The organism is Pseudoalteromonas sp. Ps84H-4, assembly GCF_024124645.1.
Classification (GTDB): domain Bacteria; phylum Pseudomonadota; class Gammaproteobacteria; order Enterobacterales; family Alteromonadaceae; genus Pseudoalteromonas; species Pseudoalteromonas lipolytica_C.
Genome location: NZ_JAMXSK010000001.1, coordinates 498,642 through 519,163, shown reverse-complemented (window position 1 = coordinate 519,163; position 20,522 = coordinate 498,642). Strand labels below are relative to the sequence as shown.

Here is a 20,522-nt window from a genome sequence, read left to right as displayed (position 1 = left end):
GGAACAACAATGAGCGAACAGAATCAAGATAAGCACCAACAGCGCCAGCAAAAAGTAAAAGAAAAAGTCGATGAACGTATTGCTGCTGCGCAAAAAGAGCAAGGTATTTTTCAGGTCATAACTGGTAATGGTAAGGGCAAATCTACCTCTGGATTTGGTACTGTCGCACGCGCTGTTGGTCACGGAATGAAAGCAGCTGTGTGTCAGTTTATTAAAGGGACTTGGGAGTGCGGTGAGCGTAACCTACTCGAAAAAGCAGGGGTTGAATTTGTTATTATGAACACCGGTTTTACCTGGGAGACACAAAACAAAGAGTCAGACACCGCAGCTGCACAAGTGACATGGCAAGAAGCGAAAAGAATGCTCAAGGATGAGTCGATTAACCTCGTTATGCTAGACGAAATAACCTATATGATCACCTACGGCTATATTGACTTAGACGAAGTACTAGAGGCAGTAAGCTCTCGACCAGCCATGCAATCGGTCATTATTACAGGACGTGGTGCACACCGAAAATTGACCGACTTGGCTGACACAGTCAGTGAAGTTAGAAATGTAAAACATGCTTTTGATGCTGGCATTAAAGCGCAAAAAGGGTTCGATTATTAACATGAAAACCATCAAGTTTGCACTCTTAGGTTTTTTATTAAATTTACCCGCACTTGCACACGCTCATGAAATTAAAGAGCCACAGCGTATTGTTGCTTTAGCACCGCACATTGTTGAAAACCTGTTTGCGATAGGTGCTGGCGATCGTATCGTTGGTACGGTTGATTTTGCTGATTACCCAGCACAAGCGAATGATATTGAACGTGTTGGAGGGTATTACGGCGTCAATATGGAAAAGTTACTGTCACTTAAGCCAGATCTTGTTTTAGCGTGGAAGACAGGAAATAAAGCTGATGACCTCGCTTATATCGAAAAGCTAGGCATTCCTGTTGTTTATAGTAATCCGGATCAAGTTGATAATGTTGCTGATGAATTACGTAAGCTCGGCACGCTTACGCATTTACAAACTAAGGCAGATAAGGTGGCCAATGAGTTTGCAGCTAAACTCAATGCAATTCGTGCCTCTCAGCAAGGTAAAAAAGCCGTGCCTGTTTTTTATCAATTATGGCCAGAGCCGATGATGACAATTGGCGGAAATACCTGGATCAATCAGCTTTTAACTATTTGCCATGCTGAGAATGTGTTTGCTAATAGCGATACTGATTACCCGCGCATTAGTATTGAAAATGTATTGGTTGCTAAACCTGAGGCGATTATTATTCCAGACGAAAAAACTAAAAAGCCGCAACCGAAGATAGACTGGCGTCAATGGCCTGAACTGCCGGCAGTGCAGCATAACCAGTTTATTAGTGTGAACGCAGATCTATTGCATCGTTTTACAACCCGTATGCTAGATGGTTTAAGCGATATGTGTGGTAAAATAGACATTTCTCGTCAGCAAATACAGGCTTCAAAATGATCGATTGGCAAACATTTCTAGATACCGAGCTTGCTAAACCCTACATGCAAGAAACCTTGCAATATGTAGCTGATAGACGCGCAGCAGGTGTGACCGTTTATCCAAAAGATGAGCAGGTATTCTCAGCTTTTGATGCCACACCACTGAGCGAAGTCAAAGTGGTTATTTTAGGGCAAGACCCTTATCACGGAGAAGGCCAAGCCCATGGTTTGTGTTTTTCGGTATTGCCGCAGGTTAAAAAACTACCGCCATCATTAAAGAATATATACAAGGAACTAGCCACAGATATTGATGGGTTTGAGATACCCCACCACGGTTACTTGCAAAGTTGGGCAGAGCAAGGGGTGTTTTTACTTAATACCGTACTTACTGTTGAACAAGGGCAGGCTCATTCTCATAAGCAGCTTGGCTGGGAGCAATTTACCGATGCAGTGATTGCGCTTATTAATCAACACTGTGAAGGTGTGGTGTTTATTTTATGGGGCGCACATGCACAGAAAAAAGGTAAACACATTGATACCTCGCGTCATCATGTGATCCAAGGTCCGCATCCGTCACCGCTTTCTGCTCATCGAGGTTTTTTTGGTTGTCAGCACTTTTCTAAGACAAACCAAATGCTTATTGATCAAAACAAAAAACCGATCAATTGGTCATTACCACAAATTTTATAACAAAAACGTAAAAGGCCCATAATAAGGGCCTTTATTTTACAAAAAATCTAATTCGTCTATGTCAATACTATCAGTAAAGTAATCAAGCTCCTTTAGTTCTTTACGTAATCTGTGTTTATCTTTTAACGCTTCGATTTCGCGCCATTTTCTTTTTTTATTTTTTGTGGAGGTCTTTTTTGTTTTACCAGGACCTTCTAATATTTCTAAAATATCGTCTAGGCTATCCATGAACTTCTCCCATTTATTTTTTGAACCTCGGAAATACGTATACCATAGGCAAGGTAAAAATAGAACAAAAAAGTGACGATAATGTTACAGAACTGTGATTGATAGATGAATCGATCAAGGAATTAGTTATTTCAGAAACAAAAACGCCACCGGGAGGTGGCGTTTTAAAAAATGCTGTAATTTGAATTACATTGCTTTAAAACGAGCTTCTAATTCAATTTGTGCTTCTGCGAACGAGCGAATACCTTCAGCGAGCTTTTCTGTTGCCATTGCATCTTGGTTATGTAACCAACGGAACTGGCTTTCAGTCAGTGGTGCTGGTTTTTCTTCAACAGTAAAGTCGTTATCTAGCAGGTATTCTTGTGCATCAGTTAGTTGACCTAGCTCTTCTAAAAGTGCAGGGCTAATGGTTAACTTATCACAACCTGTAAGCGCGATGATTTCGCCTGTATTACGGAAGCTTGCGCCCATTACCACTGTTTTGTAATCGTGACGTTTGTAGAATTCGTAGATACTACGAACCGATTGCACACCAGGATCGTTCAGTGGATCAGTTGGCTTTTCCATACCGTTAGCAACATGCCAGTCTAGGATACGGCCAACGAATGGTGAAATTAAAAATACGTTCGCATCGGCACATGCGCGAGCTTGTGCTTCAGAGAATAACAGCGTTAAGTTACACTTAGTGCCTTCTTTCTCTAATTGCTCAGCGGCTTTGATGCCTTCCCACGTTGATGCAACTTTGATCAGGATTTTATCTTTGCTCACACCTTCTTTTTCGTACAGGCTCAATAAAGTGTGGGCTTTATCGATTGTCGCTTGCGTATCAAATGATAAACGCGCATCTACTTCTGTTGAGATATAACCTGGAACAATTTCACTGATTTCTTTACCAATTAAAACAGCAAAGTAATCACAAGCTAGCTCAAGTTGTTTAGCTGCATCTTGCTCGGTTTCTTTGGCATATTGCCACGCTTTATCTAAATAAGGCTTGTACGCTTCAATTTCACTGGCTTTTAAAAGTAAAGACGGATTAGTTGTCGCATCTTCTGGTTGGTGCTTTTTGATAGCTTCGATATCACCTGTATCTGCAACAATAGATGAATGCTGTTTAAGCCTTTGTAGTGCTGAAGTCATTTGCTTTCCTCATTCCAAGCAAGTTAAAAGAATATCCATTATAGCCACCTTTATGCTGCAACACTATGACAGTGTTTAATAGGTCAAATGTCCTTAATATAGAAAACTAGAACATTATGTATGAAAGAGCAGCGGATAAAGGCAGGACGAAACAAAACGTGCATTTTGATTCAATTAATGTTGAAATTGACATCAAATAAATTACAAGTCAATAGCTAAGTATGATCACTGTTATTTCACCTGCAAAGAATTTAGATTACGAAACCCCAGCCACGACCGATAAATTCACTCAACCTGAATTACTCGAGCATAGCGAAGAGTTAATGTCAGTTTGCCGTGATTTAACACCAGCGCAAATTGGTAGCCTAATGAAAATCAGCGATAAATTAGCTGGTTTAAACGCAGCACGATTCTCTGAGTGGTCGCAGCCATTCACGCAAGATAACGCAAAACAAGCCGTGTTGGCTTTTAATGGCGATGTGTACGGTGGTTTAGATGCACAATCATTAACCAGTTCAGACCTCGATTACGCGCAGTCACACTTACGTATCTTGTCTGGCCTTTACGGTGTGCTGAAGCCGTTAGATTTAATGCAGCCTTACCGTCTTGAGATGGGTACTAAACTTGAAAACCCACGTGGTAAAAACTTGTATCAGTTTTGGGGCAGTGTCATCGCCGAAAAGCTTAATACGGTACTTGCTGAGCAAGATAGTAAGTATTTAGTAAACCTTGCTTCGAACGAGTATTTTAAAGCAGTTGATAAAAAAGCGTTAAATGTGCAAATCATTACGCCGCATTTTAAAGACTGTAAAAACGGCCAATATAAAGTGATCAGCTTTTATGCGAAAAAAGCCCGCGGCATGATGGCGCGTTACATCATTGAAAATAAAATTACCCAATTGAGTGATTTAAAAGATTTCACCGTTGCAGGTTATTACTTTAGTAGCGATGCAACAGCAAAAGAATTAGAGCCTGTTTTCTTACGCGAAGAGCAGAACTAATTTTTAGCAAAATGAATTAGAGAAGCCGTGCTTAGCACGGCTTTTTTTATGGTTTTAATACACCCAATTAGAAATGGCGCTTATCTTGCAAAATACCCTGTTGTGTAATTAATTCATCAAGGTATAAAAATGTTAAAAATTCCGACAGTAAGTGAAGCTGAAAAGCTAATAGAAGAAAAACTCGGTGGCTGGATTGATATCATCATAAGCCATATTCCAAACTTTATTGTCGCAGTAGTTATCACCATTGTATTTTCATTGCTGGCGCGTCTTGTTGGTTCAATGCTCAGAAAGCTATTACGTCGCTCATTAGAGTCTTCGCAAATAGCAGACTTAATGTCATCAATAGCAAAGGTTATTGTGCTATGTGTAGGCTTATTTGTAGCCCTTGATTTCTTGGGTCTCAGAGGCACAGTCACCTCTTTACTTGCTGGTGCTGGTATTGTTGGTCTTGCGATTGGTTTTGCCTTTCAGGACATGACAGAGAACCTTATAGCGGGTATTGCTATGGGTATTCGCAAACCATTTAAAACTGGCGATGTTATTCGCACCGAAAGCGTGTTTGGTACTGTACGGGCGATTAACCTTAGAAACACCCTCATTGAGAACTTTTATGGGCAACTTATCTTAGTCCCTAACAAGATTTTATTTAGGAACATACTCAGTAACTACAGCACCTTAGGTGTGCGTCGTATCGAGGTGCCTGTGGGTATTTCATATGCCGACGATCCCGAGCAAGCCGCTGAGGCGATTGTTAAAAAAATCAATGAGTTTGATTTTGTTATTAAGCAAGAAGAAACCGCCGTTTACGCCGAAAGCTTTGGTGATAGCAGCGTCAACTTACTGGTTTGGTTTTGGATTAAATACCCCGGCGAAGCGGATTTCATGACCGTTCGTCACAAGGCTGTTGTGGCAGTTAGAAACGCCCTAAGCGAAGCTGACATGACCATCCCATTCCCAATCCGCACATTAGATTTTGGCATCAAAGGCGGTGAGAAATTAAACGCCATGATAAGCGAAAAACAGCAGAATAAAGACACTGAAAAACCGCAAACCGATGAGTAAAATTTACTGACTCATCGGCGTGATTTACACAGGGAAGTGTGGTTGTGAGAAGGAGAGAAAAGAGGACTCTCAGATCAATCACCAAGTCAAATGTTAGCTAGTTTAAAGGAAGAAGCGAGTAAGGATGGGAAATTATAAACTTAATATTCAAGCCGAGGCTGATTTGAGCATAGTGATGCATTATGTCGATATCTGAGAATTAACATAAATAACCTGAACCTGTTAAATAATTTAAAGGAGGTTGGGAGTGTAAATTCGCGCGAAATAAATTTTACGCCTACGGTAAGCTATTTATGGCTTAGAGCTTGAAATTTACGGTTTAAAGCTGGGTTCCCGTGTTGGGTTTCGCAGCGCTCAAACCAACCTACCTTAAAGTTTTGTCCTACAAAAAAAGCGCAAGCAGTTTAACTGGTTGCGCTTTTTTATTTATTCGATATGCCAACGATTAGTGAAGGATACGTGCTCTGATTGTACCTTCAACAGCACTTAGCTCTTTAAGAGCGACTTCTGATTGGTCTGTATCGACATCAATTACTACGTAACCAATCGCTTCGTCAGTTTGTAAGTACTGGGCTGCGATGTTGATACCGTGCTGTGCGAACGCTTGGTTAATTTGCGTTAGAACACCTGGGCGGTTGTGGTGTACGTGTAACAAACGGCTGCGGTTTGCAAGTTCAGGCAGTGATACTTCAGGGAAGTTAACTGCAGTAATGGTTGAACCATTATCTGAGTATTTAGCAAGTTTGCCCGCTACTTCAATACCGATATTTTCTTGTGCTTCTTGTGTTGAACCACCAATGTGTGGTGTCAAAATCACGTTATCGAACTCGCGTAACGGTGATACAAACTCTTCATCATTTGATTTTGGCTCTACAGGGAATACATCGATTGCAGCACCGCTTAGCTTGTTTTCACGAAGTGATTCAGCCAGTGCATCAATATCAACAACTGTTCCGCGAGAAGCGTTAATTAGAATTGCGCCTTGCTTCATTACTTCAAGCTCTGCCATACCAATTAGGTTCTTCGTTTGCGGTGTTTCTGGTACGTGTAAGCTAATAACATCAGCACGCTGTAATAACTGAGTTAGGTTATGAACTTGCGTTGCGTTACCGAGTGTTAGTTTGTCTTCAATATCATAAAACTCAACGTTCATACCGATATTTTCTGCCATGATACCTAGCTGTGTACCAATGTGGCCGTAACCAATAATACCTAAGGTTTTACCACGCGCTTCAAATGAACCGTTGGCTGATTTTAACCAACCGCCACGGTGTGCAAGGGCATTACGCTGTGGAATACCACGAAGTAATAATAAGATTTCACCAAGTACTAATTCTGCAACAGAACGAGTGTTTGAGAATGGTGCGTTAAATACCGCAATACCACGCTCACGGGCACCTTGCAGGTCGACTTGGTTAGTACCGATACAGAAGCAGCCGATAGCGACTAGCTTTTCAGCTGCTTCTAATACCGCTTCACTAATATGAGTGCGAGAACGAAGGCCTACAAAGTGCACATCTTTAATGCGCTCGATGAGCTCGTCTTCAGGTAAGGAAGTTTTTACGTAATCAATATTACTGTAGCCATTACGTTTAAGCGTTTCTACAGCACTTTGGTGCACGCCTTCCAGCAAGAGAATTTTAATTTTGTCTTTTGCTAACGATACCTTACTCATATCCTCATTCCTATTTACTTTATTTGCGGCCCATTTTTGGTGCCGATAATGACTTTATCTGCACCGCGATGGGCAAATAAGCCGTTTGTTACTACACCAACAATCTGGTTGATTGTTAGCTCTAATTCTTTGGCATTGCTGATGTCTAAATTGTGCACATCTAAAATGACGTTGCCGTTATCAGTTACAACACCTTCACGGTAAACTGGATCTCCACCTAGTTTTACAAGCTCGCGGGCTACATAACTGCGTGCCATTGGGATCACTTCAACCGGAAGTGGAAATGCGCCTAATGTTGCAACTTCTTTTGATTCATCAACAATACAAACAAATTGTTTTGCTACCGCTGAAACGATTTTCTCGCGTGTTAGCGCAGCACCACCGCCTTTGATCATTTCGTTATGTGGGTTGATTTCGTCTGCGCCATCAACATACACATCAAGGCTTGATACGTCGTTTAACTCAAACACTTCAATACCGAGTGCTTTTAACTTTTCAGTAGAAGCTTCAGAGCTTGAAACTGCACCAACAATGGTGTCTTTTACTGTACCAAGTGCATCAATAAAATGATTCACTGTAGAGCCTGTACCTACACCAACAATGGTGTTTTCATTTACAAACTCGAGTGCTGCCCAGGCAGCGGCTTTTTTTAATTCATCTTGCGTCATAATTATGTGCTCAGTTAGCTATCAGAGAGGTCTATAGTATACAAAGAGTTTGCTTACCATTGGTAGATTTTCTCTGGGGTTATAATGTGTTTTAACGGTACATCCCACGATTCAATAGGTAATGCAGCTACATGCTGACATTGATGCGCAAGACCGATTAATATCGGTTTTTGCCAATTTTCTTGGTAATACCGAGCCAACGTTTTGTCATAAAACCCACCGCCCATTCCTAAACGGTTACCTTGATCGTCAAATGCCACTAATGGCATAAGTAAAATATCAAGCTTGTCTAAAGGACATATTTGACTGCAATTCAACTTGGGCTCCAAGATACCATAGCGATTAACAGTCATGGGTGAATTTTCTTCATACCTCTGAAAGTATAAAGTTGTACCGTTGAAGGGATGAATAATAGGTAGGTATAAAGAGTGTTTTTTTTGCCATAAATCTTTAATTAACAATGATGTGTCAAGCTCTCCATCATTGCTGAAATAGATGCCTATACGCGCTTTTTGAGGAGTTTCTAATGATTTTATGTGTTGAGTAAATTTCATTTTAAGCGTAATTGCTGCATTTTTTTGCTGCTCTTCGGTCAGTGAATTACGCTTTTTTCGGATGGATTGTCTAATTTCTGTTCGTGTGTTGCTCATGTCAATATATACATCAACTTTCTAAGAAAGAGAAAAGCTCTGGGAATAACTCCACAATACCAAGAATGATCAATAAAACAATCACCATCGCAATCAAAGAGTAGAGTAGGGTATTTGAGCGTTTTTTTACAGGTTCAGCGAGTTCTTCATCAAGTAGAAGCTCATCATCTTGCCAGCTTTCATCTTGATCGCTATTACTGCTCTTTTCAACATCAGGTAAACGTTGTTCTAAGTCATCGAGCTTTTCTTCTAGGCGGATCAAACTACTAGTGATGTAATCAAGCGCATCAAATATACGTTCATCACGTTGCTTTGCATCTAGGCTGCTAGTGGATTGCGATTGGCTAAGAGGTTGTAGCTTTGCTTTTATACCTACACTGGCTAATAGCTTCGCTTGCTTAAGAGCCTTTTCTTGCTCGCAAGGAGCGAATATTGGCTTATGCTCGAAAAATCCAGCTACTTTGTTTGTGCTGGTTTTAAGCTTGCTAGCTAGTTGCTCTGTGGCATGTGTTTGATCAATACCAGCCTCAAGTCCTGCAAACATCACACGAAATTTGTCTGCCATCTTTTAGTTATCCTAATCCTTAATGTAGATAACAAAAGTATAAACCTAAATAGATCAATGGATAAACAAAAGCCCGTACAAAACGGGCTTTTTCTTTATAAATGAACAAAATATTTATTTAGTATTTTGCTGCTTTGCCTTCAGCTGGCAACGAGTTAAGGATAAACTCGCGTAGATCATTATTTGAAGACTCAAGATCTGCATGACGTAAATACATCATGTGTCCGCTGCGATAACCCTTAAAGCTTAGGCGATCTTTCATTTTACCACTTGGGTCTAATTGCCACATTGTGTACTTAGCATCAAAGTAGTTAGTTGCACCATCATAGTAACCTGATTGAATCATTACATTTAAGTAAGGGTTTTGCGCCATTGCTAAACGTAAGTTTTCACCGGTATTGTTGCCGCTGCGATCCCACGGGTGAACATTACCAAATAGGTTATATTTGATATCTGTTTTGTAGTTAAGCTCTTCACGTAGGTAATAGTTAATTGCTGGCGTGAATGAGTGTAACCATGAGGTAAGCTCAGCCCAGTAATCTGGTGACTCACCAGCATCACGTTTATCAATACCTAGATAACGAGAGTCTAAACGGCCCACAGTTTGGCCGCGCTCGCGTAATAGCTCTTTCCAAAAGAAGTTAGTTGGAATATCAAGGTTGTTTTGTTCAACAAACTTCTCTGATAAGCCTGCGTATTTTGCTGCTTGTTTGATAATTGCACGCTTTTCATCTGCAGGTAAAAAGCCACCTTTAGCAATTGCTGGTAAGAACTTATTCACGGTGAATTGTTCTACTTCAGGAAGTAACTCGTCTAAGTCTTTTGCTTGTAAATCTGCGCTGAGGGCTTTGTGGTACCAAGCTGTTGCTGCAAAGTAAGGTAGGCGGTTAGCTGCTTCTACCGGGCCTTCACGTTTAATACCAATCTCAGTTGGTGAAACTAAAATAACGCCGTTGATATACATCCATTGGCGGTTTTGTAATTCGTGCGCAAGACCTGATACACGTGTTGTACCATAGCTCTCACCAATTAAAAACTTAGGTGAGCGCCAGCGCTCGTTGCGAGAAACAAAGGTATTTAGCCACTCTGCTAAGTATTTGATGTCAGCGTTAACACCAAAAAACATTTTTTGTTGTTCAGATTTACTAGGCAGCTCACCCTTTTCGTTTTCAAGTACACGTGAATAGCCGGTATTAACCGGGTTGATATAAACAATATCTGCTACGTCTAAAATTGAATAAGGGTTATCTTTTACGCCATAAGGTTGAACAGGGTAGCCTTCGTCATCAATTTTTAATACACGTGGTCCAGTATAAGCAAGGTGCATCCACACTGATGCAGAACCTGGGCCACCGTTGAACGAAAATACCAGAGGGCGTTTTGTTCTATCGTCTACTTTGTCACGGGTATAATAAGTATATTGCAACGTTGCAACGGCATTGCCTTGCTCATCCCAAACGGGTTGCGTACCAGTGGCGGCGGTATATGAAAAGCGCTCGCCGTTAATGCGTGCTTTATGCTCTGTGACTACTTTGCTGTCGACATCAATGCGACGTGCGTTATCTGCAAAGCTAGGAGTGCTAAAGGTCAGTGTCAGTGCTGTTACCGATAAGCCAATAAAACTAACTAGTTTCATGTTGATTCCTTATTATTCGATTTATAGCTATTAAAAATTAAAGCTAACTCGATGACAAACTAATGAGACTAGTGACCAATATTCGCTGTTGAAGTGGAAATTAACCGAAAATCATGAGCAAATAACAAAAAAATCCTTTTTTTTACTAAAGATAATTTGCTTAATTATTTAGCTAGATTGAAAAATGGCGTATATTTAGCGTGTTTATAATCTGTGCACGTGCGCTTAGAAAAGAGAAGTTATAATGCAAAGAGTGTTAGTTGTTGAAGACAGTAAGGTGGTGCAGCAAGTGTTACGTCACTTGGCTGCTCACTATCTCGATGTCGCTGTCGACTTTGCGTGGTCCCTAAAAGAAGGGATAAATTTAATTGCTGAACACGATTATACTTTAGCATTGGTCGATTTAACCTTGCCAGATGCAATGAATGGTGAAGTGGCTAAGTACACGCTTTCAAAGAATATTCCGACCGTTGTTCTGACTTCTAAAATTGATGAGTACATCCGCCAACAAATGTTAGAGCTTGGTGTGGTTGATTATGTCGTTAAAGATAATCGTGATTCGTACCATTACGCAATAAAGTTAGTTGCACAATTACTCAGAAACGATGGTAGTAAAGCGCTGGTGGCCGATGACTCAGTATTGAGCCGCACTTTAATGAAGCAAATGCTCGAAAAGCAATTATTTGCAGTGAGTGATGCCCAAGACGGTGAGCAAGCGTTGCAAATGCTCAAAGACGACCCAGAAATTAAATTGTTACTTACTGACTATGCAATGCCAACAATGGATGGTTTTGAGTTGGTTAAAGCGGTGCGTAATTTCCGCGGCCGCGATGACTTAGCCATTATTGGTTTGTCGGGGGCTGGTAAGCATGGTTTATCGGCGCGCTTTATTAAATACGGCGCAAATGACTTTTTAACAAAGCCATTTATGAATGAAGAGTTTCATTGCCGTGTTATGCAAACCATGGAACAACTCGCTCTAATAGCCGATATTAAAGAAAGTGCATATCGCGACCATTTAACAGGCTTACACAATAGACGCTATTTTTATCAATACGCCGAAAAAATATTAAAGAATGTTGAACAAGAGAATGTTTTAGCCTTGCTTGATATTGATTACTTCAAGAATGTTAATGATCAATTTGGTCACGAAGCGGGTGATCAGGCGCTTAAGCAAGTCGCATCATTCTTAAAAGCAAAGTTTGATGATTTTACCGTGGCACGTATTGGTGGTGAAGAGTTTGCAGTTGTGCTCAATAATATGGATCTAAAAAAGGCAGAGCAGCGATTAAATATATTCAGAGAGCAGTTAGCCAGCCATGCCTTTTCTATTAATGGTGAGCCTTATTCATTGACCATGAGTATTGGTATGACTCCATTTCAAAAAGTGTCGTTAACAGCTGCTATGCGTATTGCAGATAAAGCGCTATATCAAGCCAAGCAACAACAGCGAAATTGCTTAGTTATTCAATAATTGAGTAAATTGCACCAGCTCAGGTTAATTGTTAAGAAAATGCACCATATGGGTGCATTTTTTTTGTTTAAAAACCAATATTAAAATATAAATCATTGAATATTAATAATAAAAAATAGTGGCACAAAGGTTGGATTACATACACCAACAGGATAACAATAAGCGTCCGAAGGGGGCCACTATGAAAATGATTAGTGCAATAATAAAGCCATTCAAACTTGATGATGTGCGTGAAGCACTGGCTGATTTAGGCATTGAGGGGATGACAGTTGTCGACGTTAAAGGCTTTGGCCGTCAACGTGGTCACACTGAACTATATCGTGGAGCTGAATACCAAGTCGATTTTATTCCAAAAATCAAACTTGAAATTGCAACTCGTAGCGAAAATTGTCAACGCGTTGTTGAAACCATCACAAAAATTGCTTCAACAGGCAAAATTGGTGACGGCAAAATTTTTGTTTACGACCTAGACCAAATCGTCCGTATTCGTACAGGCGAACTTGATGAAGAAGCAATTTAAGGGGGAATTATGGAAAACACGATTGTAGAGTTGAAGTTCTCGCTCGACACATTTTACTTTTTGATGTCGGGTGTTTTAGTAATGTGGATGGCGGCTGGTTTCGCTATGCTAGAAGCAGGTTTAGTGCGTGCAAAAAATACAACAGAAATACTAACCAAAAACGTAGCACTATTCTCTATTGCCTGCACTATGTTTTTATTAGTGGGTTACAACATCATGTATGTTGATAACGCAGAAGGTGGTTTTATCCCTTCATTTGGTGCATTAATTGGCACTCAAGCTGCTGATGCAGATCACTCTTTAGAGTCTGATTTCTTCTTCCAAGTTGTGTTCGTAGCAACGGCTATGTCAATCGTATCTGGTGCGGTTGCTGAGCGTATGAAGTTATGGGCATTCTTAATTTTCACTGTTGTTTTAACTGGTTTCATTTACCCAATCGAAGGTTACTGGACTTGGGGCGCAGGCTTCTTATCTGAAATGGGCTTTGTTGACTTTGCTGGTTCTGCAATTGTTCATGGCGCAGGTGCAGCAGCCGCTCTTGCAGGTGTGCTTTTCCTAGGTGCTCGTAAAGGTAAATATGGCAAAAACGGTGAAATCTACCCAATTCCTGGTTCTAACCTACCGTTAGCAACACTAGGTACATTAATCCTTTGGATGGGTTGGTTTGGCTTCAACGGTGGTTCACAACTGCTTATCTCTGACGCTGAAAATGCAACAGCAGTAGGTAAAATCTTCGTTAATACTAACGCTGCCGCTGCGTGTGGTGCAATTGCTGCACTTATGGTGTGTAAAGTACTTTGGGGCAAAGCTGATCTAACTATGGTGCTTAATGGTGCATTAGCTGGTCTGGTAACTATTACTGCTGAACCTGCATCACCAACACCGTTACTTGCTTGTTTACTTGGTCTTCTTGGTGGTTCTTTGGTTGTATTTAGCATCGTTGCACTTGATAAAGCTAAAATCGATGACCCTGTAGGTGCTATTTCTGTACACGGTGTATGTGGTGCTTTAGGTATTATGTTAGTACCACTTTCAAACTCAGATGCAACCTTCGTTAATCAGTTGATTGGCTTAGTATGTATCTTAGGATTTGTGTTCATCGCGTCATCAATCGTATGGGCAATTCTAAAAAATACTATGGGTATCCGCGTTACCGAAGAAGAAGAACTAAACGGTATGGATCAACATGACTGTGGTATTGATGCGTACCCTGAGTTTGTATCAGTTCGCAGTAACTAATCTTTGTGCGTGTTTTTACACGCACAAAAACAAATCATTGTGTGTTCAAATCAAAGCTCTACTTAGGTAGGGCTTTTTTGCAATTAAATAAGTCTTTTCTGATAGGCGATTTAGTCAATTATTAGCTATGCTTTAGGTTCCAATCTAACAAGGAAAAATTATGGATAACAAACTGTTGCTTATTATTATCTCGCTATTTTTACCGCCTGTTGCGGTATTTTTAAAAGCGGGAGCAGGTAAAGATTTAATCATTAACATTATTTTATGTTTTATCTTTTTTATTCCTGCCGTAATTCACTCGCTATGGTTGTGCACACGCTAACCGAGTTTAAGTGACTGTTAATTTTACAGGTGTTAATATTGCCTAGCTTGTCCTGTAAAATTAACTGATCAATAGCGAACTCAATGGCTGATAAAAAAACACCTGCAAAAAAGTCGTCATCAAAAACTAAAGCGGCATCTTCACGCTCTTCTTCTAAGCGTAAAAATTCACCTAAAAATGCTACTAAAGCGGGGATACTAAGAAAGCTTTGGTCAATATTTTGGAAGCTTTCTTTAGCAGTTGTCATTGCTATGACACTGTACCTTATTTACCTTGATGCCAAAATTACCCGCCAATTTGAGGGGAATAAGTGGCAGTTACCAGCCCAAGTCTATGCGCGTGCAATGAGTTTTTATCCTGGGCAATATTTATCCCAGCAAGAAGTTATTTGGGAGTTAAACCGCTTAAATTACTCTTCAGTAAATAAACTCAGCCGTACAGGTCAGTATGTTAAATCTGCTAACAGCATTAAAGTGTATCGCCGTGAATTTGAATTTTATGACGGCCTTGAAGATGCACACGTTATTGAGTTGCGTTTTTCGGGACAAAAGTTAGCAACCATTAAAGATAAATTTGGTCGCCGTTTGAATAGCGCACGGTTAGAGCCAGTACAAATTGCACGTATCGGCAATGACTCAAAGCAAGATCGTGAGTTTGTACCGCTTGATAAATTTCCGCCAATGCTAAAAGACACCTTGCTGGTGGTTGAAGACCGTTATTTCTATGACCATCACGGCGTATCGGTGTGGTCAATTATGCGTGCTTTGTATAGCAATATCAAAGCAGGGCGTACCGTACAGGGCGGCAGTACTTTAACTCAGCAGTTAGCAAAAAATATCTACTTAACTCGTGAGCGCTCTTTGGTACGTAAATTTAATGAGGCGCTAATTGCCTTAATTCTAGATTACCGCTACAGCAAAGATGAAATTTTAGAGGCCTACCTCAATGAAGTGTATTTAGGTCAGTCTTACAATCAAGGTGTTCATGGTATGGGCCTAGCCGCTGAGTTTTATTTCTCAAAACCTGTGGATGAACTTGAATACGACCAAATTGCGTTGTTAGTTGCTATGGTAAAAGGGCCATCGTATTACAATCCGCGCCGTTATAGTGAGCGCGCAATGGAGCGCCGTGATTTAGTGCTGCGATTAATGGTTGAAAACAAGCTTATTGATACACGTGAATATCGCGCGGCATTAAAGCGTCCTATTGATATTGCACCAATGAAAGACAGCCTGCAAAAGTCGTATCCGGGTTACTTAGAATTAGTTAACCGAGAATTAAAGCGCCTACTACCAGATCAGCAAGTGTTAGATGCCGGAGTACGTGTCTTTACCTATTTTGACTTACAAAAGCAAACGGCTATGGAAGAGTCGATTGAAGCAAGCTTGCCGTATCTTGAAAAACGCCCTAAAACAGAAGAGCTTGAGGCAGCGATGATCTCTGTTAATGTTGAAAAAGGTGGAGTGTCGGCGCTAGTTGCAGGCCGTGACGTACGTTATTTTGGCTTTAACCGTGTACTAGATACCAAACGTAATATTGGCTCATTAGTTAAGCCAGCAGTTTATTTAACGGCATTTGAAAGTGGTCAGTTTAATGTTGCCACTTTAGTAGATGACTCACCGCTGCAAGTGACTAACGAACAGGGCAAAGTATGGCAACCAGAGAACTTCGATAAGCAGTTCCGCGGACCAATGCCACTATACAAAGCATTTAGTAACAGTATAAATATTCCTGCGGTTAACACGGGTCTTGATGTTGGTGTAGATAAAGTGGCTGATACTTTGAAGCGTTTAGGTGTAGAAGGGCGTATTGATCAATATCCATCATTACTTTTAGGTGCACTTGAGCTTTCTAGCTTTGAAGTCGCGCAGCTTTATACAACGCTTGCTGCAGATGGTCAGTACCGCGAGTTAACGTCTATTTCAGCACTGACAGACTCAGTAGGTAAAGTGCTTTATAAACATGATGTCACCTCACAAAAACGCTTTGACGATGCATCAATCTACATGACCAAATATGCAATGAAACGAGTGACCAAAGACGGTACAGCAAAGCGTTTAAATGCCCACTTTCCATCAATTCAGCTTGCTGGTAAAACAGGCACCAGTAATGACTTGCGCGATAGTTGGTTTGCAGGTTTTGACCAAAACACAGTTACTGTTGCATGGATTGGTCGCGACGATAACAAGAGCACTGGTTTAACAGGCAGTGTTGGTGCACTAGAAGCCTATATTCGCTACCTTAAACCACTCAATCCTGAAGCTATAGCTGATACACGCCCAGCTTCTATTCGTTGGGCCTTTATTAACGAAGAAACCGGCCTGCAAGCGCCTCCTGGATGCGGCAAGGTTGTACAGCTCCCCATTCGTGCCAGCGAGTTTGAGCCAAGGCCTAATTGTCAGCGTTAAACTTGGCCCTGAAACTATTTAGCTCAATGTATAATTGAGCTAAATTTTGTATGTTGTAGATTGCCATGAATGCACTTCCTTCAGTGTTTCTGGCAAGCGAACTGACGTTTATAGAGTTTGAATTGCAGTACTTTATTGGATGACTTGTAGAATAATTAATTATTCTTGTATGCCTAAATCAGACATTGATGCTGTGAAAGCTATTAACCTACCATTAGTATGATTTTATTTTGAAGTCTTGCTCCTTCCTCATGCTTTCACTTGTATTTTATAAGGTTGCTTGATTTACTTCAGATAAATATCGACTAATTATTGCAGCACTACTAGTTGTAAATATTAAAAAATAAAAGCCTCATAATGAGGCTTTTAGAATCGTTGCTTATCTTACTAATTTAATCGAAATTAAAAGTCATAAGAAGCAGATAGTTGGACTCGACGAGGAGATTGATAACTTTCCGCTAAACCAAATGTTGCACTGTCATCACCAGCCGCTATTTCAGCAACTTCGTCATAACGAGTTGCTGTAGCTGCATCAAATACATTGAAAATATCTAATGCGAAGCGTACTTTTTGGTCATTAAAATGCAGGTTGTACGTAAAGTTAAGATCTAATCGCGCTGTCCAGGGAGTTGTTCCCATGCTGCCGCGAGGGTAGCGTTTATCACCAACATAATAAGTATCGCCATAATCATATAAGTCTGGGTTTGGTGTATAGCCCGCACCTAATGCTGTCCAAGGACGACCAGAAGCAACATTTAGATTTGCGCCTACTAAGAAGTTTTCAGTAACTGCGTATGCACCGTAAACTTTAATATTGTGACGACGGTCTGCTGGTAAGTTACCGTTAGCACCATCCATAAGATAAGGGTAATCCCAGTCTTGTGTTAAACCAGCATCATCTTGACCATTATCAGATTTAACAAAACCTTCTGTGTTACCGTAGTTATGTGACCAAGTGTATAGTGCTTTTAAAGACCAAACCTCATCCCAACTTTTCTCAATTGAAAGGTCAACGGCAGCGTAACGACGTTTAGCTTCAGGATAACCTAGCTCTTCAGCTGTGAAGCTATACTCTTCAGTTACACCGTCACCATCTAAGTCAAAATTAAATGTTGCGCCATTACCTGGGTTGAATAAGAACCAGTTTTCACCAAGATATTCACCATTTTCATCTCTAAAGATGTATGAGCCATCATCAATTTGATTACCAAGTGTGCGGTATGTACCTTTGATGCTCCAAGACCAGTCATCATTAATCGCTGCTTGATAACCTACAATGATTTCATCATTATACATAGGCTCAAGGTCTTTATCTGCTAGGGTGTTTGAAGGTTTTGCAGTTCCGTCACCACCATTTGAAATAGCGATATCACCTAATTGATTGCTCAAACCTACAGGAGTACCGTCAGCATTAAGACCCTCATACTCATACCAAGTGTGGATATAAGTTTCGGCACCTGCAAGGCGAATGTTCGTATTTGCAGCAACAGGTAAGTAATATCGACCTGCGGTAATAAATAATTTACTGTCACCGTCACCATTGATATCCCAAGATGCACCTAATCTTGGCGCAATTTGGTTATCAATAGATACAAATTCATCACCATCAGCATTGTAGTTTGTGAAACTGTCATTACGTAGACCTAAAGTTAACGTTAAGTTATCTGTAACAGCCCATTGATCTTCGATATAAATCGCCCAGTTTTCAACTTCAAATGCACCACCATTCTTATAGTTACGTACACGAGTTGTTTTCATTTCTTCTGGAAGAATATAACCGTTTGGAAGGCGAGCACCTTCTTCGTATGTTCTGTAGTAGTAGTAAATACCACCAGAGTTAATCGTAGTTGCATCTGATGTATTGGTTTCTGAGTCATAACCAAATCTTAATGTATGCTCATCATTTAAGTACCAATCAAAGTCAACGCGCAATTGCTCGCGCTTATCTTCATTGGCGCCTACAGTGAAGTTTACATAACAGGTAGTATCAACACCTAAGTCTGCGTCATAGCCAGTAGGGCAGTCATCAAAGTCAGAATAATCAGTTTCTGAGAATTTAACTTCACCATACATAGCAGACATGCTTAAGTCATCAGTTAGGTTACCTGTATAACGTACTGCAAAACTTTCACCACCGCGTTTGTGATAAGCTGTACCACCATCTACTGTGTAGTTCCCAACGCCATTAGGATCTTCGATTGTGCTTTCTGAGTATGTGCGTTCATCGCTAAAACCCCAAAGCATTAATTGATGATCATCATTAATGTTCCAGTCAATACGCGCTAGATAGTAAGGGTCATCATCTTTTTCTTTTGTTAGAGAGGTTTGAGAAGCGTTACCGTACTCTTCTTCGATATCACGGAATGTATAAATTCCGTAGAAGAAAAGCGTATCTTCAATTAGTGCACCTGAAGCATAAATATTTGTTTCAAATGAGTTTACATAGTCATCTTGGTTGTTAACAAATAAATCACCAATACAGTGACCATCAGCAGCCTCACAACGATCATTTTGTAAGTAAACTGAATTTGGTGCTTGTTCTCTTAATGAATCAGGAGAGTAAATTGACTCAACACCAAAGTGAAAGTCATTCGTACCTGATTTTGTTACTGCAGAGATCAGGCCACCAGTTGTTCGACCAAACTCAGACGAATAACCACCAGTCTTAATTTGGAAGCTATCATATGCTGAGAATGGAATGGTTGCGCCACCTAAACCGTTACGGAAGTTAGTCATATTAAGACCATTTACGTAATATGCGTTTTCTGCGACAGATGAGCCACCGAATGATGCTTGATCACCAAAGCGACTATCACCTTCAGTTGCACCAGGGGCTAGTAAAGCAACTGATGTTAATGAACGAGCAACTGGTAATAATTCAAGTTCTTCTGAACTAATGTTCAATGATGATTCCGTAACCGAAACGTCAACAGCACGAACTGCGCCACCAACAACTGCAATACGTTCTATATTACCTTCAACCAATGGAATCTCGAGTAGTGCAGTTTTACCAACACCGATAATTACATCGTTGATCTGTGCTTTTTCAAAACCAGCTTGTGACACTGTTACATTATATTTACCAACAGGTACTTGGTTAAGATTAAACTGGCCATTTGCATCTGCAATGAGAGTTTTTTCATAACCTTTTGACTTATCGGTAATGGTGATTGTTGCACCAGCTAAAGAAACACCAGACTGAGTAATGATGTTACCTTTGATTGCACCATTAACATTGTCAGCCATAGCAGGCATTGCTGCACTTAAGGTCATAGCAACAGCTGCAGCTGTGAATGAACGCTTAAATGTTTTTGAAAAGTTGTTTTTCATTGAGCTTTCCCTGTGAAATTTTAGATTTTTGATTTGTTATTGTTTGTTAATAACTATCACGCTTTGTTTTTTATTTATTTGGAGTTTTAACCATTAAATAAAGCGTGAAACAAATTGGTAACACATTAGGGACATACAGATCAATTTTTTATATTACAAATACGATAAACTTACAAAAAAACGCCTTGGAACGATCTAAAGTTGATATTTTTTGCTTGTTTATACAAAAAATACACAGATGTAACTTGATGTAATTGCGTTAAGTAAATTTTAATTCTACTTTTAATTCTTATAAAACAGTTTGTTGGGAATTTTATGTCGTTTTCGTTACATTTTAAAATATAAATGCAGGAAAAAATCATTTGGTTTGTATAAATGATGTTTTAATTATAATATTTTTGGTTTTAAATTTTCGAAAATAATCTGATCTATTATTTTCTGAGGGGGTAAACGTTTGGAAGTATA

19 protein-coding genes are annotated in these 20,522 nt (G+C 40.1%); 10 read left to right on the top strand and 9 right to left on the bottom strand.

What is annotated here, in order from left to right; genetic code table 11:
• The first annotated feature begins 9 nt into the window (after nt 1-9).
• From cobO to ung, 3 genes are read left to right on the top strand one after another with little or no spacing between them, the layout of a single operon-like run.
• Nucleotides 10-609 (top strand): cob(I)yrinic acid a,c-diamide adenosyltransferase, encoded by a 600-nt coding sequence (cobO, locus tag NH454_RS02445; protein ID WP_135923708.1) that lies wholly within the window; start codon nt 10-12, stop codon nt 607-609.
• A gap of 1 nt (nt 610) precedes the next feature.
• Entirely contained in the window at nt 611-1,468 is an 858-nt protein-coding gene (locus NH454_RS02440) for a cobalamin-binding protein (protein WP_253038126.1), read from the top strand.
• Nucleotides 1,465-2,139 carry a uracil-DNA glycosylase gene (gene ung, locus NH454_RS02435; RefSeq protein ID WP_199526182.1) on the top strand — a complete coding sequence of 225 codons (675 nt, stop codon included), beginning with the start codon at nt 1,465-1,467 and terminating at the stop codon, nt 2,137-2,139. Before NH454_RS02440 ends, ung begins: the two co-directional genes overlap by 4 nt.
• 36 nt (nt 2,140-2,175) lie before the next feature.
• Here ung and NH454_RS02430 read toward each other — a convergent pair whose 3' ends face one another.
• On the bottom strand, nt 2,176-2,367 hold the full coding sequence (locus NH454_RS02430) for a DUF3545 family protein (protein ID WP_135923711.1): 192 nt from the start codon (nt 2,365-2,367) through the stop codon (nt 2,176-2,178).
• 186 nt (nt 2,368-2,553) lie between these two features.
• Nucleotides 2,554-3,504, bottom strand: a complete 951-nt coding sequence (gene tal / locus NH454_RS02425) for a transaldolase (RefSeq protein WP_135923712.1) — start codon at nt 3,502-3,504, stop codon at nt 2,554-2,556.
• Between the two features lie 221 nt (nt 3,505-3,725).
• Here tal and yaaA point away from each other — a divergent pair, with 221 nt between their 5' ends.
• Both yaaA and NH454_RS02415 read left to right on the top strand, forming a co-directional pair.
• The gene (yaaA, locus tag NH454_RS02420) at nt 3,726-4,505 is read left to right on the top strand and encodes a peroxide stress protein YaaA (RefSeq protein WP_253038125.1); all 780 of its coding nucleotides are present in this window, start codon (nt 3,726-3,728) and stop codon (nt 4,503-4,505) included.
• Nucleotides 4,506-4,634: 129 nt separating this feature from the next.
• Nucleotides 4,635-5,570 (top strand): mechanosensitive ion channel family protein, encoded by a 936-nt coding sequence (locus NH454_RS02415; RefSeq protein WP_253038124.1) that lies wholly within the window; start codon nt 4,635-4,637, stop codon nt 5,568-5,570.
• A gap of 445 nt (nt 5,571-6,015) precedes the next feature.
• Here the strand turns inward: NH454_RS02415 and serA are convergent, their stop codons facing one another.
• From serA to NH454_RS02390, 5 genes are all read right to left on the bottom strand, one after another.
• Entirely contained in the window at nt 6,016-7,245 is a 1,230-nt protein-coding gene (gene serA, locus NH454_RS02410; protein WP_135923716.1) for a phosphoglycerate dehydrogenase, read from the bottom strand.
• Nucleotides 7,246-7,259: 14 nt separating this feature from the next.
• A complete protein-coding gene (gene rpiA / locus NH454_RS02405; protein ID WP_135923717.1) occupies nt 7,260-7,913 on the bottom strand; it encodes a ribose-5-phosphate isomerase RpiA in 654 nt (217 codons plus the stop codon).
• A 53-nt stretch (nt 7,914-7,966) separates the two neighbouring features.
• Complete coding sequence (locus NH454_RS02400; protein ID WP_235384140.1) at nt 7,967-8,563, bottom strand: 5-formyltetrahydrofolate cyclo-ligase; 597 nt, start codon at nt 8,561-8,563, stop codon at nt 7,967-7,969.
• Nucleotides 8,564-8,576: 13 nt separating this feature from the next.
• Nucleotides 8,577-9,128 (bottom strand): hypothetical protein, encoded by a 552-nt coding sequence (locus tag NH454_RS02395; RefSeq protein WP_135923719.1) that lies wholly within the window; start codon nt 9,126-9,128, stop codon nt 8,577-8,579.
• Between the two features lie 118 nt (nt 9,129-9,246).
• Entirely contained in the window at nt 9,247-10,764 is a 1,518-nt protein-coding gene (locus tag NH454_RS02390) for a carboxypeptidase (protein ID WP_253038123.1), read from the bottom strand.
• 244 nt (nt 10,765-11,008) lie between these two features.
• Between NH454_RS02390 and NH454_RS02385 the strand changes: the two genes are divergently transcribed.
• From NH454_RS02385 to NH454_RS02370, 4 genes are all read left to right on the top strand, one after another.
• A complete protein-coding gene (locus NH454_RS02385; protein ID WP_253038122.1) occupies nt 11,009-12,238 on the top strand; it encodes a response regulator in 1,230 nt (409 codons plus the stop codon).
• Between the two features lie 181 nt (nt 12,239-12,419).
• Nucleotides 12,420-12,758: a P-II family nitrogen regulator gene (locus NH454_RS02380; protein ID WP_054554260.1), complete on the top strand. Its 339-nt coding sequence runs from the start codon at nt 12,420-12,422 to the stop codon at nt 12,756-12,758.
• Between the two features lie 9 nt (nt 12,759-12,767).
• Entirely contained in the window at nt 12,768-13,997 is a 1,230-nt protein-coding gene (locus NH454_RS02375; protein WP_135923722.1) for an ammonium transporter, read from the top strand.
• A gap of 160 nt (nt 13,998-14,157) precedes the next feature.
• Nucleotides 14,158-14,319, top strand: coding sequence for a YqaE/Pmp3 family membrane protein (locus NH454_RS02370; RefSeq protein WP_135923723.1), 162 nt, complete (start codon nt 14,158-14,160; stop codon nt 14,317-14,319).
• On the opposite strand, the gene NH454_RS02365 is transcribed toward NH454_RS02370, so the two are convergent.
• Entirely contained in the window at nt 14,276-14,566 is a 291-nt protein-coding gene (locus tag NH454_RS02365) for a hypothetical protein (RefSeq protein ID WP_253038141.1), read from the bottom strand. The genes NH454_RS02370 and NH454_RS02365 overlap by 44 nt on opposite strands.
• Before the next feature lie 4 nt (nt 14,567-14,570).
• Between NH454_RS02365 and mrcB the strand changes: the two genes are divergently transcribed.
• On the top strand, nt 14,571-16,727 hold the full coding sequence (gene mrcB / locus NH454_RS02360) for a penicillin-binding protein 1B (RefSeq protein ID WP_253038139.1): 2,157 nt from the start codon (nt 14,571-14,573) through the stop codon (nt 16,725-16,727).
• Between the two features lie 402 nt (nt 16,728-17,129).
• Here mrcB and NH454_RS02355 read toward each other — a convergent pair whose 3' ends face one another.
• A complete protein-coding gene (locus tag NH454_RS02355; protein ID WP_135923725.1) occupies nt 17,130-20,057 on the bottom strand; it encodes a TonB-dependent receptor in 2,928 nt (975 codons plus the stop codon).
• Between the last annotated feature and the right edge of the window lie 465 nt (nt 20,058-20,522).